Annotated in this window: 13 protein-coding genes; 8 read left to right on the top strand and 5 right to left on the bottom strand. The window is 67.2% G+C overall.

Annotation, left to right across the window (positions count from 1 at the left end; translation table 11 throughout):
• The first annotated feature begins 58 nt into the window (after positions 1 to 58).
• The 3 genes from sucB (at position 59) to KKR91_RS06735 (ending at position 2,829) form a co-directional block, all read left to right on the top strand.
• Entirely contained in the window at positions 59 to 1,813 is a 1,755-nt protein-coding gene (gene sucB / locus KKR91_RS06745) for a 2-oxoglutarate dehydrogenase, E2 component, dihydrolipoamide succinyltransferase (RefSeq protein WP_210230932.1), read from the top strand.
• A 159-nt stretch (positions 1,814 to 1,972) separates the two neighbouring features.
• Positions 1,973 to 2,320 carry a hypothetical protein gene (locus KKR91_RS06740; RefSeq protein ID WP_210230931.1) on the top strand — a complete coding sequence of 116 codons (348 nt, stop codon included), beginning with the start codon at positions 1,973 to 1,975 and terminating at the stop codon, positions 2,318 to 2,320.
• Positions 2,321 to 2,400: 80 nt separating this feature from the next.
• Positions 2,401 to 2,829 (top strand): OsmC family protein, encoded by a 429-nt coding sequence (locus KKR91_RS06735; RefSeq protein ID WP_210230930.1) that lies wholly within the window; start codon positions 2,401 to 2,403, stop codon positions 2,827 to 2,829.
• A gap of 92 nt (positions 2,830 to 2,921) precedes the next feature.
• On the opposite strand, the gene KKR91_RS06730 is transcribed toward KKR91_RS06735, so the two are convergent.
• Both KKR91_RS06730 and KKR91_RS06725 read right to left on the bottom strand, forming a co-directional pair.
• Complete coding sequence (locus KKR91_RS06730; protein ID WP_210230929.1) at positions 2,922 to 6,554, bottom strand: S41 family peptidase; 3,633 nt, start codon at positions 6,552 to 6,554, stop codon at positions 2,922 to 2,924.
• 64 nt (positions 6,555 to 6,618) lie between these two features.
• Complete coding sequence (locus KKR91_RS06725; RefSeq protein WP_210230928.1) at positions 6,619 to 8,301, bottom strand: serine/threonine protein kinase; 1,683 nt, start codon at positions 8,299 to 8,301, stop codon at positions 6,619 to 6,621.
• A gap of 123 nt (positions 8,302 to 8,424) precedes the next feature.
• On the opposite strand from KKR91_RS06725, the gene lipB reads away from it, so the two are divergent.
• The 3 genes from lipB to KKR91_RS06710 all read left to right on the top strand — a co-directional run bounded on the left by lipB (position 8,425) and on the right by KKR91_RS06710 (position 11,041).
• Positions 8,425 to 9,141, top strand: a complete 717-nt coding sequence (lipB, locus tag KKR91_RS06720; RefSeq protein WP_210230927.1) for a lipoyl(octanoyl) transferase LipB — start codon at positions 8,425 to 8,427, stop codon at positions 9,139 to 9,141.
• Positions 9,138 to 10,142, top strand: a complete 1,005-nt coding sequence (lipA, locus tag KKR91_RS06715; RefSeq protein ID WP_210230926.1) for a lipoyl synthase — start codon at positions 9,138 to 9,140, stop codon at positions 10,140 to 10,142. The genes lipB and lipA overlap by 4 nt, the downstream gene beginning before the upstream one ends.
• Positions 10,143 to 10,288: 146 nt before the next feature.
• Positions 10,289 to 11,041, top strand: a complete 753-nt coding sequence (locus tag KKR91_RS06710; protein ID WP_210230925.1) for a DUF4191 domain-containing protein — start codon at positions 10,289 to 10,291, stop codon at positions 11,039 to 11,041.
• Positions 11,042 to 11,353: 312 nt separating this feature from the next.
• Here the strand turns inward: KKR91_RS06710 and KKR91_RS06705 are convergent, their stop codons facing one another.
• Positions 11,354 to 11,800 carry an RDD family protein gene (locus tag KKR91_RS06705; RefSeq protein WP_210230924.1) on the bottom strand — a complete coding sequence of 149 codons (447 nt, stop codon included), beginning with the start codon at positions 11,798 to 11,800 and terminating at the stop codon, positions 11,354 to 11,356.
• Between the two features lie 252 nt (positions 11,801 to 12,052).
• Between KKR91_RS06705 and glnA the strand changes: the two genes are divergently transcribed.
• Positions 12,053 to 13,477 carry a type I glutamate--ammonia ligase gene (gene glnA, locus KKR91_RS06700; RefSeq protein ID WP_210230923.1) on the top strand — a complete coding sequence of 475 codons (1,425 nt, stop codon included), beginning with the start codon at positions 12,053 to 12,055 and terminating at the stop codon, positions 13,475 to 13,477.
• Positions 13,478 to 13,638: 161 nt separating this feature from the next.
• Positions 13,639 to 14,259 carry a membrane protein YczE gene (yczE, locus tag KKR91_RS06695; protein WP_210230922.1) on the top strand — a complete coding sequence of 207 codons (621 nt, stop codon included), beginning with the start codon at positions 13,639 to 13,641 and terminating at the stop codon, positions 14,257 to 14,259.
• 15 nt (positions 14,260 to 14,274) lie between these two features.
• On the opposite strand, the gene KKR91_RS16995 is transcribed toward yczE, so the two are convergent.
• A complete protein-coding gene (locus KKR91_RS16995; RefSeq protein WP_237687523.1) occupies positions 14,275 to 14,982 on the bottom strand; it encodes a DUF2510 domain-containing protein in 708 nt (235 codons plus the stop codon).
• A 118-nt stretch (positions 14,983 to 15,100) separates the two neighbouring features.
• Positions 15,101 to 15,274: a hypothetical protein gene (locus tag KKR91_RS06685; RefSeq protein WP_210230921.1), complete on the bottom strand. Its 174-nt coding sequence runs from the start codon at positions 15,272 to 15,274 to the stop codon at positions 15,101 to 15,103.
• Between the last annotated feature and the right edge of the window lie 30 nt (positions 15,275 to 15,304).

The following is a 15,304-nucleotide window of genomic DNA, read 5'->3' as shown; positions in this document are numbered from 1 at the left end:
CCACCAGCACCAGCGGTACGGCTGGTCAACAGATCTAATAAGGAGAAACGGGGACAATATGTCTGAAACCGTGAACTTACCCGCCCTTGGTGAAAGCGTCACCGAAGGTACCGTCACCCGCTGGCTCAAGGCCGTGGGAGAGCGCGTCGAGGTAGACGAGCCGCTGCTGGAAGTTTCCACCGACAAGGTGGACACCGAAATCCCGTCGCCGGTTGCCGGCGTCATCGAGGAAATCCTCGTAGCCGAAGACGAGACCGCTGAAGTTGGCGAGGCGCTGGTGCGCATCGGCGACGGCTCCGGCTCCGCCGACGCTGCCCCCGCCGAAGAAGCCCCGGCTGAAGAAGCTCCCGCGGCCGAGGAAGCACCCGCACAGGAGGCTCCCGCCAAGGAGGAAGCAGCCGAGGAAGCCCCCGCAGCCGGGTCCTCCGACTCCACTGAAGGCACCGAAGTGACCCTGCCTGCCCTGGGCGAGTCCGTCACCGAAGGCACCGTCACCCGCTGGCTGAAGGCCGTCGGCGACGACGTCGAAATGGATGAGCCGCTGCTCGAGGTTTCCACCGACAAGGTAGACACCGAGATCCCCTCCCCCGTTGCCGGCAAGCTGCTGGAAATCCGCGTCAACGAGGACGACACCGCCGAGGTTGGCGCCGTCCTGGCCGTCATTGGTTCCGGTGCTGCCGCTCCGGCCAAGGCCGAGCCGAAGGAAGCCGAGCCGGTTGCGGCCGCTCCGGCCGAGGAGCGCGAAGCTCCCGCCGCAGAGCCGAAGAAGGAAGAGGCTCCCGCTCCGAAGCAGGAAGAGAAGAAGCCGGAGCCGGCTCCCAAGCAGGAAGCCCCGAAGCAGGAAGCCCCGGCGGCTTCCGACTCCGAAGGCACCTACGTCACTCCGCTGGTGCGCAAGCTCGCCAACCAGCACGGCGTGGACCTGTCCACCGTCAAGGGCTCCGGCGTCGCCGGCCGCATCCGCAAGCAGGATGTCCTCGAGGCTGCCGAAGCCAAGAAGGCATCCGAGGCCAAGCCGGCTGCTTCCGCACCGGCTGCCGCTTCCACGGACCAGACCGCACCGGCGAAGATCAGCGAAGAAAGCGCCAAGCTGCGCGGCACCACGGTCAAGGCACCGCGGATCCGCCAGACGATCGCCCGCCGCATGGTCGAGTCGCTGCAGGTTTCAGCCCAGCTGACGCAGGTCCAGGAAGTGGACATGACGCGCATCGCCAAGCTGCGCGCCTCGGCCAAGAATGACTTCGCCGCCCAGAACGGCGCGAAGCTCACCTTCCTGCCGTTCATCGCCAAGGCCGTCACCGAGGCACTGAAGCAGCACCCGAAGCTGAACGCATCCTACGATTCGGATGCCCAGCAGATCACGTACCACGACGCCGAGCACCTCGCGATCGCCGTGGATACGGAAAAGGGCCTGCTGGTTCCGGTGATCAGCGATGCCGGCGACCTGAACCTTGCCGGTCTGGCCAAGCGCATCGGCGACGTCGGCTCGCGCACCAAGCAGGGCAAGATCGGTCCGGACGAGCTCTCCGGCGGAACCTTCACCATCACCAACATCGGTTCCGTTGGCGCCCTGTTCGACACCCCGATCATCAACCAGCCGCAGGTAGCCATCCTGGGCACCGGTGCCATCGTGAAGCGTCCGGTTGTCCTGACCGACGCCGAAGGCAATGACACCATCGCCATCCGCTCGATGATGTACCTGTCCCTGTCCTACGACCACCGCCTGGTGGACGGTGCAGATGCAGGCCGCTTCCTGCAGACGCTCAAGGCACGGCTTGAAGAAGGCAACTTCTCCTCGGACCTGGGGCTCTAGTCCCGGACTGACGGCTTAGCACCGCAAAGGGCGCTTCCCCAAAGGGGAGGCGCCCTTTTGCTGTCCGGTCCCGCACCCCCTCTACATGTTGTAGAAAAGTTACCGTCCCCACAGGTCGTCGGACAGAAAATGCTGACGGGGTGTCGATAAGATGGGTCAATGGACTTCCTACAGAGCTTTCTTGTCTTCCTGCACATCTTGGGCGCAGCAATCATCGTCGGTATCTGGTTCGCCAAGATCAAGAACCCCACGGTCATGCCCGGCCAGTTCCACGCTGCACTGCTGCAGCTGGTAACCGGTCTGCTGCTGGTTGGGCTGGCCGAAATGGGTGACGCCAGCCTGAACCACATCAAGATCGCCGTGAAGCTCACGGTGGCCCTGGTCATTGCCGTGATGGCCTTCATCGGCCAGCGCAAGTACAAGAAGGGCCAGCCCGTGGGCAAGGGCCTGGCCAACGGCGTGGGCATCCTCACGGTGCTCAACATCGCCCTGGCCACCATGTGGTAGCAGGCACAACGTTCTGAAAGGATGGGATGAAGCGCCGGCACCTGCCGGCCTTCATCCCATTGCTTTTAAGGAGCCCCCCCATGGCTACAGTCCGCTCAGCCCACACCGTTTGGAACGGCGACCTCTTCAACGGCAAGGGCAACGTCACCCTCGACAGCTCGGGCCTTGGCACCTACGACGTCACGTGGAAGGCCCGTGCCGAGGAGGCCAACGGCAAGACCAGCCCCGAAGAACTCATTGCCGCAGCCCACTCCGCCTGCTTCTCCATGGCCTTCAGCAACGGCCTGGCCGATGCCGGCAAGACCGCAGAGCGCATTGAAACGTCCGCGGACGTGACCTTCGTACCCGGAACCGGGATCACCGAGAGCCGTCTGAAGGTCACCGCCGTGGTACCGGGGCTCACTGCCGAGGAATTCAGCGACATCGCCGAGGCCGCCAAGGTCGGCTGCCCCGTCTCGCAGGCCCTGGCCGGGATCACCATCACCTTGGACGCCACCCTCGAATCCTAGGGTTTAGGCACCTCGACTACAGGACCTCGAACGCCAGAGCGGCCCCTGTTCCATTCGGAACAGGGGCCGCTTTGGTCAGAAACCGGACCGGACTAGTGGCGCCCGGCCTCACGGTCGGAGGTGGAACCTGCGGCCCCCACCGGCCCCGGAAGACCGCCGCGCGCAGCGCCCTGGCTGCCTGCCTGCCCTTCCGTGCTGCCCGCCTGGGGGCGGGGTGGCAGCGGGGCCGGCACCAGCGACGGATAGCCCGCCAGTGCCGGCGGCTGGTCGGTGGGCAGCTCGGAGAGCATCTCCTTGAGGATGCCCACGCCGTGCTCCAGCTGGGGATCCTCGCCTGCGGCGTAGGCGTGCGGCGGGAACGGTACCTCGATGTCGGGGTCCACGCCGTAGTTCTCCACCGACCACTCGATGCCGCCGGCCATCCAGAATCCGTAGCGCGGCTGGTTCACGCCGGTGCCATCCATCAGTTTGAACCGGCCGTCGATGCCGACGACGCCGCCCCAGGTGCGCATCCCGATGACCGGGCCGATGCCGCGCAGCTTGGCGATCTGCGTGATGATGTCGCCGTCGGATCCGGCGAATTCGTCGGTCAGGATGACCACCGGGCCGCGCGGTGCGTGCGCCGGGTAGGTGGTGGGCTGCTCGCCGCGCGCCATCGTCCACGCGCTGACCTTGCGTCCGATCAGCTCGGCCACCAGCTGGGACGTGTGGCCGCCGCGGTTGCGGCGCACATCGACGATCAGGGCATTGCGGGAGGATTCCTGGTCCAGGTCTCGGTGCAGCTGCGACCAGCCGTTGGCCACCATGTCGGGGATATGCAGGTAGCCGAAGCTGCCGTTGGAGGCTTCCCGGACGATGCTGCGGTTCGTGGTGACCCAGTTCTGGTAGCGCAGGCGTTCCTCGCTGCGCAGGGGCACCACGGCGATGCGGCGCCGGCGGGGCGCGGCGTCGTCGGATCCGCTGATGACGGTCAGTTCCACGGTCCGGCCGGCTGCATTGGCCAGCAGCGGCGCCGGCCCCTGCCCGGCAGGCACCGGACGGCCGTCGACGGCGGCGATGATGTCCCCCGGGTGCACATCGGCGCCGGGGGCGGCCAGCGGTGAGACGGCCTGCGGGTCGGAGGATTCCGCCGCGAGGATCCGCACGACTTCCCAGCCGCCCGGGCCCGGCCGCAGATCCGCGCCGAGGAAGCCCTGGGCACCGGCTCCGGGTTCCGTCGTCGGCTTCGGTGCCACGTAGGCATGGGAGGTGCCCAGCTCGCCGTGCATTTCCCAGAGCAGATCCACCAGGTCATCATGTGAACCCAGGTTCTCCACCAGCGGGCGGTACCGGGCATGCACGCCGCCCCAGTCCAGTCCGCCCATGTCCGGGGCCCAGAAGAAGTCGCGCTGCAGGCGCCAGGCTTCATCGAATTCCTGGCCCCAGACCTTCAGCGGCTCAAGCTGCACGCGGATGCGGCCAAGGTCCACGCTGACGTGGTCCGGGGAATCCGCGTCGGCCCGTGCCGAGGAGGGCACGGCATGCACCTGGCGTTCGTGGACGTAGACGACCCTGCGGCCGTCCCCGCTGACCTCGTAGTCCTCCAGCGCCGGAACGAGCACGGAGACGTCCTTCTTCTCCAGGTCGAACCGTTCCAGCCGGCTGGCCGGCGGACGCTCGGACGTGGAAGCCCGGCCGTCACCGGTCACGCCGTACGTGTCGGAGGCCAGCCACAGCAGGGAACCGTCGGCGGCAGTGAGCTTTTCGTAGCGCCCCTGCGGCACCGGAACCGCGATGATGCGGTCCTGGATCCCGGCGGCATCAACTTCCGTGACCGGCCCTGCGGGCGCTGCCTCGGCGGGGTCGTCGGATTTCACCGGAACCAGCTCGGCCCGGGGCACCGGCAGCCCGTGGACCGACGGCCCGAACGGCGACGGTGTGTCAGCGGCCAGGGCTACCAGGAAGGGTTTGGTCGAGGAGGGGAAGCTCAGGTCGAAGCGGTGCGTGTCGTAGACCGGATCGAAGCTGCGCTCGGAAAGGAAGGCCAGGTAGCGCCCGTCCACCGTGAAGGACGGCGAGTGGTCGCGGAAGCGGCCGTCGGTGACGTCGATGGCGGCGGCGCCGGGCTCCGTTACGTGCTGCAGCCGGATCCGGGACCGTGCAGCTTCGGCGGTCACCGGCTCGGACCAGGCGAGCCAGGCGGAGTCGGCGGAGAAGGCAAGCTGGTCCACGGCACCGTGGCCGGCGGCCGCGACCCGCCTCAGGGTTCCCTGCTCGGGATCCAGCAGGTAGACCTCGCCGTATTCAGTGGACACCGCTACGGCGGAGCCGTCCGGGCTGGCCGTAATCTGGGCGACCCGGGTGGGCTTGTCGAAGCTGATGCGGCGGGTGGAGCCGTCGGCTGACTCGCCCGCTGCCGTTTGGCCGCTCCCGGACCCGGCCTCCGCCGCCGTGGCAGCCGGAGCCGGGGCGGCTGCAGCACCATCCGCCTCATGTCCGGCTGCCGGGGCGGACACGGGCTCCGAAACCTGCACCGGCGTGCCGGTGGCTGCCGATACGGGGCGTGGCAGCGGAATTTCGGCGTCGTCGTCGGCCGGTGCGCTTGGAACCGGCTCCGGCCTGCGGACCGCGGGTGTATCCCCCGCGCCGGGGACTGCAGGGTCAGCGAACACGTTGCGGACGTAGAGGGCTTCCTCGCCGCCGACGTCGGCGACATAGACGGCCCGGCCGCCGGCCAGCGGCCGGCCCAGCCTGGCCCGCACAGCGGAATCGGCTTCAATGATGCGGGAGGGTCCGTCGCGGTGGGTCAGCCAATGCAGGGTGCCGTGGGTTTCGAGAACGGAAGCCGTTCCCTCGGCGTCCGGCTTGACCGCGGCAAGGTGCGCCGCAGGATCCAGCGGCCTGGGCCGGCGGCCGGTGCCTGCGGAGCCGAGCGTAATCGGCAGCCGCCGCGCGTCGTCGTCCAGGGAGGGCAGCAGCCACAGCTCGCCGGCGGCTTCGAAAACGATCCGGTGCCCGTCGGTGGAGGCGTGGCGGACGTAGAAGTCGGAAAAGTCGGTGTGCCGGCGCAGCCCGGTGCCCTGCGGAGTCACGGAGTAGAGGTTGCCGTAGCCCTCGTGGTCGGAAAGGAAGACCACGCGGCCGTCGATCCACATCGGATCGGTCAGGTTTCCGTCGAGCTCGGGGGCGAGGCGCTCGAATTCGCCGTTGCCGTCGGCGTCGATCCACAGCTTGCCGGCGGTGCCGCCGCGGTAACGCTTCCACCAGGCCGGTTCGCGGGTCATGACGGAGCCAACGACGACGGGGCGCTCATCGCCCACTGCCGGCCCGTAGGCCACGGAGTCCACCGGGCCGTAGGGAAGGGCCACCGGAGCCGCACCGTCCAGCGGCACCTCATACGCCCAGCGGAGCCGGAAGTCTTCGTGCTCGAAGGGGCTGATGGCAATGACGTTTCCGTTCGGACTGAACCCCTTGACCCGGGTGCCCTGGTTCCCCCAGTACGTCAGCTGGCGGAAGTCTCCGCCGGCCGTGTCGGCGGCCACGACCTCGGGGGCGCTGCCCTGCACGACGGACCAGGCAATTGTGGCGCCGTCGGGCGAGAAGCGGGGGTTCCGCGCCGGCAGCTGCATGGACGAGATCCGCCACGCACGGCCGCCGTCAAGAGAAGCCACCCAGACATCGTCTTCGGCCACAAAGGTGACCAGGTCGGCGTGCAGATCGGGAAAACGCAGATATGAAGAACTCATCCCCCGATCCTATCTTTCGCCCGGGCCGCGATGCCCGAGGACAGGCAGGACGCGGCCGGAAAGGTCACGACGGCGCCAGTATGTCCTGGATCCGCCAGCCCTGGGGTCCGGGAGCCAGGACGAGTACCACTTCCTGTTTCGGCAGCGCCGCGACGGTGCGGATGCTGCCGCCGCCGGGATCCCGCTCGCTGTAGGCGGAGGTGGACACCGTTGCCGGAACACTGATGTGTCCGCCCGCCGCTTCCGCCGGCACGGCAGGCCCCACGGAAAGAACCTCCACGCCCAATCCGTCCAGTACGGTTCCGGCGCCGGTGAGCGTGGCGAGTTCGGCGGTGTCGGCAGCCATGGCCGGTGAACCGGGAACGTTGACCGCTTCCAGCTGCGCCGCGTCCCCGGCCAGGAAGGCCCGGGCCCGCAGTTCGGCGAGCGCCCGCACCGCCTGGGCCGGATCATCCGAGCGCTGCATCCGCGTGAGCTCCTGCCCGGTCACCCCGGACAGGGTGCCCTCCCCTGTTCCGGTGGGCCTCTCCGGTGCCGGCTGCGCTGCGTCTGCTGCCTTCCCTGCCCCGGGATCCTCCTCTGCCCCGGCAACGTCCTTTGCCGCCGCGACACCATCAGTCACGGCATCCGGCGGCGGAGCCAATAGTCCGGGGGCAGCAACGGCAACAGCACCCAAACCCAGAGTTGCGCTCACCAAGAGGGCCGCGGCGGCCAGCCCCAACCGCCGTGGGCCGGGAACTCCCCTTGCCAGGGCGCGACGGGTGGGGCCGGGGTTGAGCCAGCGGGGGCGGACAGCGGTGAACGGATCCGCCCCGCGCTGCTCCGACGGCAGGCCGTGCCGGGGGTAGTGTGCCCGCCTGCCCCTGCGCGGACGTTCCCGGGAGCGGCTGGGCCGGATGTCCTCCTCAGCAGGTGCGGCCGAGGGAAGCGCCAGATCCACCGGTTCAAATGGCGTGCCGGTAAGCACGAGTTCACCGAAGGCCGCGGCGTCCGGGCGCCGCCGGGGTTCAGGATCCAGCCCTGCTTCCAGTGCCGCGGCCAGGGCCGGTGGAATGCCTGCCGCCAGCGCCGTCGACGGCCGCCGGTGCTCGGGGGCGGGCGGCAGGTGGCCGGCCAGGATGAACCAGCCCACTGCTGCCAGGGAGTAGACATCGGCTTCCGGGTTGCGCGCCGGGCCGCCCGGACCCGCGCTGGTTGCCGGGTCCCGGAACCCGGAGGTCCAGGGGATTTCGTCCTGTGCAGGTCCGGCCAGCCCGCGGACGCCCAGATCCGCGAGCAGCGGTTTGCCGTGGGCAGTGAAGAGGATGTTCCCCGGCGAGATATCGCCGTGCGTCATCCCCTGGTCCGCCAGGTACGCCAGCGCCGAGGCAATGCCCGCGAGGACGGTGACGGCCTCCCCCGGCGCGAGCTGCCCGCGCGCCGCCGCCAACCGGGCCAGTGACTGTCCGGGAGCGTACTCCATCAGCAGCCCCGCACCCTGGTCGGTGTCCAGCACCGTATACAGCTGCAGGAGGTTCTCATGCTCAAAGCGGGACAGGATGTTCAGCTCGCGCCGGGTTTCGAAGGTGCTGGTGCGGCCGGGCTGTTCCGTAACGGGGATTTTCAGGGCAAACCGGGCGCCGTCGTCCTCCCGGACCGCCAGCCATACCCTGGCCCTGGCGCCGGAACCGAGCAGCCGGCCCACGCGGAACCCCTGCTCCACTACAGGCGGACGGGCCGCGCCGGAACCATCGTTATAAACGTCCATGCCCTCTGTTCTAGACCCGATCGGTCCGCCCTGCAGGGGTTATCCACAGCCTGTCCGGGACCTTTCGGGAATGTGAGGCATCGCACAGTCGGAACTTCGGTCCAGTCAGTCTAGGCTGGGCCCATGGCTTTGGAGTTCCGGCGCGTCGGTTTCGCCCCGCACTACGTGGACTATCTGGATGGTTGGCAGCGCCAGCGCGCCCTGCACGAGCGGGTGCTGGCCGGTGAGGCGCCCGGCACCGTGCTCCTGCTGGAGCATTCCGCGGTGTACACCGCGGGCAGGCGCACCGAGGAACATGAACGCCCCTTTGACGGCACGCCGGTGATTCCGGTGGACCGCGGCGGCAAGCTCACCTGGCACGGCCCGGGGCAGCTGGTGGGTTATCCGATTCTCCGGCTGCCCGATCCCAGCGGCGTTGCCCGCTATGTGGCAACCCTCGAAGATGCGCTCATCAGCGTGCTGGCGGACTACGGCATCTCCGGAGAGCGGGTCGGCGGTCGTTCCGGGGTATGGGTGCGCGACGGCGGCACAGACCGGAAGATCGCGGCCATCGGCATCCGCGTAGACCGCGGCGTTACCCTGCACGGCTTCTCCCTCAACGCCAGCAACGACCTCGCCCCGTACGACCAGATCATTGCCTGCGGCATAGCCGACGCCGGCACCACATCCATTACGGCCGAAACCGGCCGCACTGTCACCCCCGCCGATCTGGCGGACCGTGTGGAAGAAGAACTCTTCCGACGCCGGGAGCAACTCGTCCGCGAACAATCCGTTCACGCCCCGGACACCGCCGTACCGGACCCCGGCACTGCCGGCCGGTCGAAAGGAGCCCTCCTATGACTCTTGCACCCGAAGGCCGCCGGCTGCTGCGCATCGAGCAGCGCAACGTGGCAGTACCCGTGGAGCGCAAGCCTGAGTGGATCCGGGCCAAGGTGGCCATCGGCCCCGAGTACGTGCAGCTCAAGAACCAGGTTCAGAAAGAGGGCCTGCACACCGTCTGCGAAGAGGCCGGCTGCCCCAACATCTTCGAGTGCTGGGAAGACAAGGAAGCCACGTTCCTGATTGGCGGCTCGGCGTGCACGCGCCGCTGCGACTTCTGCCAGATCGACACCGGCAAGCCCTCCGCCGTCGACCTCTTCGAACCCACCAAAGTGGCGCGCTCGGTGCAGAAGATGAACCTGCGCTACGCCACGGTCACCGGTGTCGCCCGCGACGACCTCGAGGATGAGGGCGTCTGGCTCTACGCCGAAACCATCCGCAAGATCCACGAACTGAACCCGGGCACCGGCGTCGAAATCCTGATTCCCGATTTCTCCGGCAAGCCGGCGCACATCGAGGCGATCTGCGAGGCCAGGCCCGAAGTGTTTGCCCACAACGTGGAAACCGTGCCGCGCCTGTTCAAGCGCATCCGCCCGGCCTTCCGCTACGAACGCTCCCTGGATGTCCTGACGCAGGGGCAGAAGCTGGGCATGGTCACCAAGTCCAACCTGATCCTGGGCATGGGTGAAACCCGCGAGGAGATCTCCGGTGCCCTGCAGGACCTGCACGACGCCGGTTGTGACCTGATCACGATCACCCAGTACCTGCGCCCCAGCGAGCGGCACCTCCCGGTGGACCGGTGGGTCAAGCCGCAGGAATTCGTGGAACTCAGCGAAGAGGCGACCGAGATGGGCTTCCTTGGGGTCATGAGCGGACCGCTGGTGCGCTCGTCGTACCGGGCCGGGCGGCTGTGGGCCGGCGCCATGCGCCGGAAGGGCCTGCCGCTGCCGGAACAGTTGGCGCACATCGAGGATTCAGGCACTACACTGCAGGAGGCCTCCTCCATCCTCGCCCGCCGCTGAACCGCACGCCGGTGCTGCGCGGGCAGAGAGTTCGGGGAGCACGTGTACGCCTGCCGCGAACCGTGCACTGCCGTCGCCCCCATCCCGCTCCACGCCCTTCCGGCACGCACCGGACGAGCCACCAGATCACGTAGAATTGAACCACTATGGCCAACAGCACAGATTCAGACGCCCCCAAGAGCGCCCGCCGCGGTCTCTTCTCCCGCAAGCCCAAAGCGGAGAAGAAGAATAAAGGCCCGGGCCGCATGAAGCAGATCGCCGACGTCTTCAAGATGACGCGGCGCAATGATCCCAACGTCGTGTGGCTGATGCTGGGAGCTTTCCTGGGCATCATCGCCGTCGGGCTGATCATCGGGCTGCTGATCGACAACTGGATCACCCTGCTGATCATCGCAGTGCCGCTGGGCCTGCTGGCAGCCGTGTTCATCCTCTCCCGCCGCGCCGAGCGGGCGGCCTTTTCGCAGATTGAAGGCCAGCCCGGTGCCTCCGGCGCTGCCCTAAGCATCCTGCGCCGCGGGTGGATCCTGGAAGAGCAGCCGGTTGCCATCAACCCGCGCAGCCAGGAAGCCGTGTTCCGCGCCATCGGCCGCCCGGGCATCATCCTGGTCACCGAAGGTGCCCCGGGCCGTGCGAAGGCCCTGGCCGACGGCGAACGCCGCAAGATGAACCGCATCGCGCCGAACGTTCCCGTGCACATCATCCAGAGCGGCCGCGGCGAGAACCTGACCCCGCTGTCCCAGGTGGCCAAGAAGGCCAAGAAGCTGCCCAAGGCCCTGACCAAGCAGGAGGTCCAGGCCGTGAACAAGCGGCTGACCGCCCTCGGTACGCGCCTGCCGATCCCCAAGGGCATTGACCCGTACAAGGCCCGCCCGGACCGTAAGGCTTCCCGCGGGCGCTAGCCCGGAAGAAAGCTGACCGGCAGACGCTGCAGCACAGCGAGCGTTGCGGCGCACACCAGACGTTGCACAACAAAGGGCCCCTCTTCGGAGGGGCCCTTTCGCTTTGTCCCGACCGTGGCCGAGTCTGAACCGCCGAGTGTGGAGATCATGCCGGACCCCGTCCCCCATCGTGGAGATCATGTCCGAATAAGCGCGCGAAAACGGCATCAGCCCGACAGTCGACGGAGGGGAAGGGCACGACGTCGACACTCGACCGGAGCAAAGGGCACGACGTCGACGCTGGGCGGGTGCCGTGCGGCCGGCCCTGGTACGTCAGCGCTTGTGCTGAACCTTGACCAGGACGGTTCCCATGGCCCGGTCGTGCACGCCGCGCTGATCGGCGTCGAAAACCACTGCCGGAATCACCAGGCAGAGCAGCAGGGTACGGACGAGGGCGGCCAGCGGGCCGGCCGGGGTCCCGTCGAGCTTCTGGACCTGCAGGCTGAAAACGCGGTGTCCGATGCCGTAGCCCAGCAGCGCCACGAGGATAATCTGCTCGGCGGCGAAGACGACCAGCGTGGCCGTGGAAGAGCCGCCAAAAAAGGCGTAGGCGATGACGGAGGCGATGGCCCAGTCAATGATGATCGCCCCCAGGCGCGGACCTACCCGGCCAATACTGCCGGGCCCTGTCTTGGGCCGCCCCAGGCGCTTGCCCGGCCAGGAGTTTTCGTCGGAGGGAGGGCCTTCCAGCCATGAGCCTAAGCTTCTTCTATCAACCACGGTTTAAGACTACCCGGCCCCGGTGTTGCGCCCGTCCGTGCCGTGAATGCCCCGTGTGCAGTTGTTCACGTTAGGGTAGAGGAGAGACTTCGGTTTGCGTAACGTGCCTGAAACACCGCCGTCATGGTTGAGAAATTTGCTCCCCCTACAGTTCTAAGCAGTTGACAGGGAAGCTATTTCCTACCTGCGGCAGGTCAGGCTGGGGCAGTCCGGAGTCATTCACCCAAATTGTGTAAAAGGAGCAAAGAACCGATGTTCAAAACTGCGGACGAAGTCCTCAAGTTCATCGCTGACGAAGATATAAAGTTCGTCGACGTCCGATTCACCGACCTTCCCGGGGTGCAGCAGCACTTCAACGTGCCGGCCAAATCCGTCGATGCAGATTTCTTCGTCAACGGCCAGCTCTTCGACGGTTCTTCCATCCGCGGCTTCCAGGGCATCGCAGAATCCGATATGCAGCTGATCCCGGACGTGACCACCGCGTTCCTGGATCCGTTCCGCATTGAAAAGACCCTGGCGCTGAACTTCTCCATCGTCAACCCGCGCACGGGCGAGCCGTACCACCGCGACCCGCGCGGCGTTGCCGAGCGCGCCGAGGCGTACCTCTCCTCCACCGGCATCGCGGACACCGCGTACTTCGCGTCCGAGGCCGAGTTCTTCATCTTCGACAACGTGCAGTACGAGTCCTCCCCGCAGGGCAGCTTCTACAAGGTCGACTCCATTGAGGCACCGTGGAACAGCGGCCGTGAGGAAGAGGGCGGAAACCTCGGCAACAAGACCCCGTTCAAGGGTGGCTACTTCCCCGTCTCTCCCGTCGACAAGCAGGCCGACCTCCGCGACGCCATCTGCGTGGAGCTGGACAATGCCGGCCTCGAGGTTGAGCGCGCCCACCATGAGGTTGGCGGCGCCGGCCAGGCTGAGATCAACTACAAGTTCACCACCCTGACGCACGCTGCCGATGATCTGCTGAAGTTCAAGTACATCGTCAAGAACACCTCCGATGCCTGGGGCAAGTCCGCAACCTTCATGCCGAAGCCGATCTTCGGTGACAACGGTTCGGGTATGCACTGCCACCAGTCGCTCTGGAACGGCTCCACTCCCCTGTTCTACGACGAGAAGGGTTACGCCGGCCTGTCCGACGTCGCCCGCTGGTACATTGGCGGCCTGCTGAAGCATGCCTCCGCAGTGCTGGCGTTCACCAACCCGACGGTGAACTCCTACCGCCGCCTGGTCAAGGGCTTCGAGGCTCCGGTGAACATGGTGTACTCGCAGGGCAACCGCTCCGCCGGTATCCGTATCCCGATCACGGGCTCGAACCCGAAGGCCAAGCGCATCGAGTTCCGTGCTCCTGATGGCTCCTCGAACCCGTACCTGGCCTTCTCGGCCCAGCTGATGGCAGGCCTGGACGGCATCAAGAACCGCATCGAGCCGGCCGACCCGATCGACAAGGACCTCTACGAGCTTCCCCCGGAGGAGGCCCGCGGCATCCAGCTGGCCCCGGGTTCCCTGGAAGAGGCACTGGAAGCACTGGAGAACGACAACGAGTTCCTCCAGGCCGGCGGCGTCTTCACCCAGGACCTGATTGACACCTGGATCGAATACAAGCGCGAAAACGAAATCAAGCCGCTGCTGCTGCGCCCGAACCCGTACGAGTTCGAGCTCTACTACGGCTGCTAGGACCTAGCACCCTGGACTGAATCTGCCTTTCAGTCGGAAAGAGCCCGCGCGGACTGCCATCTCGGCAGGTCCGCGCGGGCTCTTTTGTGTGTGCCGCTTTGTTTAGCTGCGCGTCCCCGCGGATCATGCCTCCGGATCGCAGATGTGGTTGGCTGGCACTCATGTCTTGGAATTTCCTGCGCCGCGTTGTGCAGTTGCTGGCGGGTGTATTCCTTTACGGCTTTGCGATCGCCATGATGATCCGGGCCGGAATGGGGGTTTCCCCGTGGGATGTGCTCAGCCAGGGAACTTCCCTGCAGTCCGGCCTCCCCTTCGGCCTCGTGACGAATCTGATCGGCCTGGGCGTGCTGCTGCTGTGGATCCCGCTGCGGCAGCGGCCGGGAGCTGGAACGGTGGTCAATGCCCTGGCAGTGGGGCCCAGCGCCGAAGTGGGGCTGGCGCTGCTGGAGCCCCAGACAGCGCCGGCGGGCCAGATAGCGATGTTCTCCGGCGGGCTGGTGCTGCTTGCCGTAGCCACGGGGCTGTATATCGGCGCGAGGATGGGCCCGGGTCCGCGGGATGGCCTGATGACAGGCGCGCACGCCCGCTTTGGCTGGCCTGTCTGGGCTGTCCGGACCGGAGTCGAAGTCACCGTGCTGGCGGCCGGCTGGCTGCTGGGCGGGAGCATGGGGATAGGCACCGTGGCCTTCGCCATGCTGGTCGGACCACTGGTCAACCGCACGCTGCCGCTGCTGGATGTTCGAACGGACCGGCCGACGGCGTCAGCCGGCAGGGCCGGCTGACAATCGGGCTGTCGGCTATACCCAGTAGCTGGTCGAGGTGGACGCCGACTCCAGGGAGGCGAAAACCAGCACCAGGACCAGGATCGAAAGCAGCGTGAAGATGATGCCCAGGACCAGTCCGATAATCGCGAACACCTTGTAGAGGGGTGCCCGGTCGGGTCCCTGCTTGGACAGGCCGATGGCGGAAAAGACTCCGGCGCCCAGGCCGATGCCGGTTCCGAGGAACGGGATGAAGAACAGGAAGAAGGCTGCGATTCCCAGGATGAATCCGGTCAGTGCGGCCGGGTTGGTGCGCTGGGGCGACGACGCGTAGCCGGGGTAGCCCGGATAGCCGGTGTAGGCGGGGTGGGAACCGGCGTACCCCTGCTGGTACCCGGAATATCCGGGGTAGGCGGGCTGGTCGGTGTAGCCGGGATAGTCGGCCTGCGTCCCGGGGTAGGAGGCCGCGCCGGAGTAGTGCTGGCCGCCGGCCGCGGATTGACCTCCGGAGGCCGGCGTTCCGAACCCGGCGAAGGCAACTGCGGCGGCTCCGGTCGGGGAACCGCTCTGGGCTCCGGGCTGTACTGCTTCTCCGGCTTCTGCGGACGTTTCCGGGGCTGCGGACGTTTCCCAGGCTGCGGAGCCCAGCGGCGCTGTGTAGTCCGTCCAGGCAGTGCCGTCCCACCACTTTTGCCGGTCCGGGTTAAGCGGATCCTGGTACCAGCCGGGCGGGGGCAATGTCATGGGTTCTCTCCTGTGTTGGACGGCGGCGGCATTCCGCGGTGACGGTGACGGTTACTCTGCTCTTACGGTAGCCGATGACCAGCATCGGCAGCCCGTGACTTCTGCGGCGAGCCGCAGGTCAGGGCACGATTTCGGTGCTGACGGACGTTACGGCGTCCGGGCCGTTCAGCATGGAAATCTCCGCTGCGGACACACCACCGGCCACCAGAGTGCAGCCAACGACGATGGCGGTGATCTGGGTGGTCACGGATGAGCCGGTGACGCGCCGGGTCTTGGCCGCATGCTTCAACATGGGCAGTCCTCCTTTCAGGTTCCGATGGAT

The sequence above is a fragment of the Arthrobacter jiangjiafuii genome (genome assembly GCF_018622995.1).
Classification (GTDB): Bacteria; Actinomycetota; Actinomycetes; order Actinomycetales; family Micrococcaceae; genus Arthrobacter_B; species Arthrobacter_B jiangjiafuii.
This window is presented reverse-complemented; position numbering and strand designations above follow the sequence as displayed.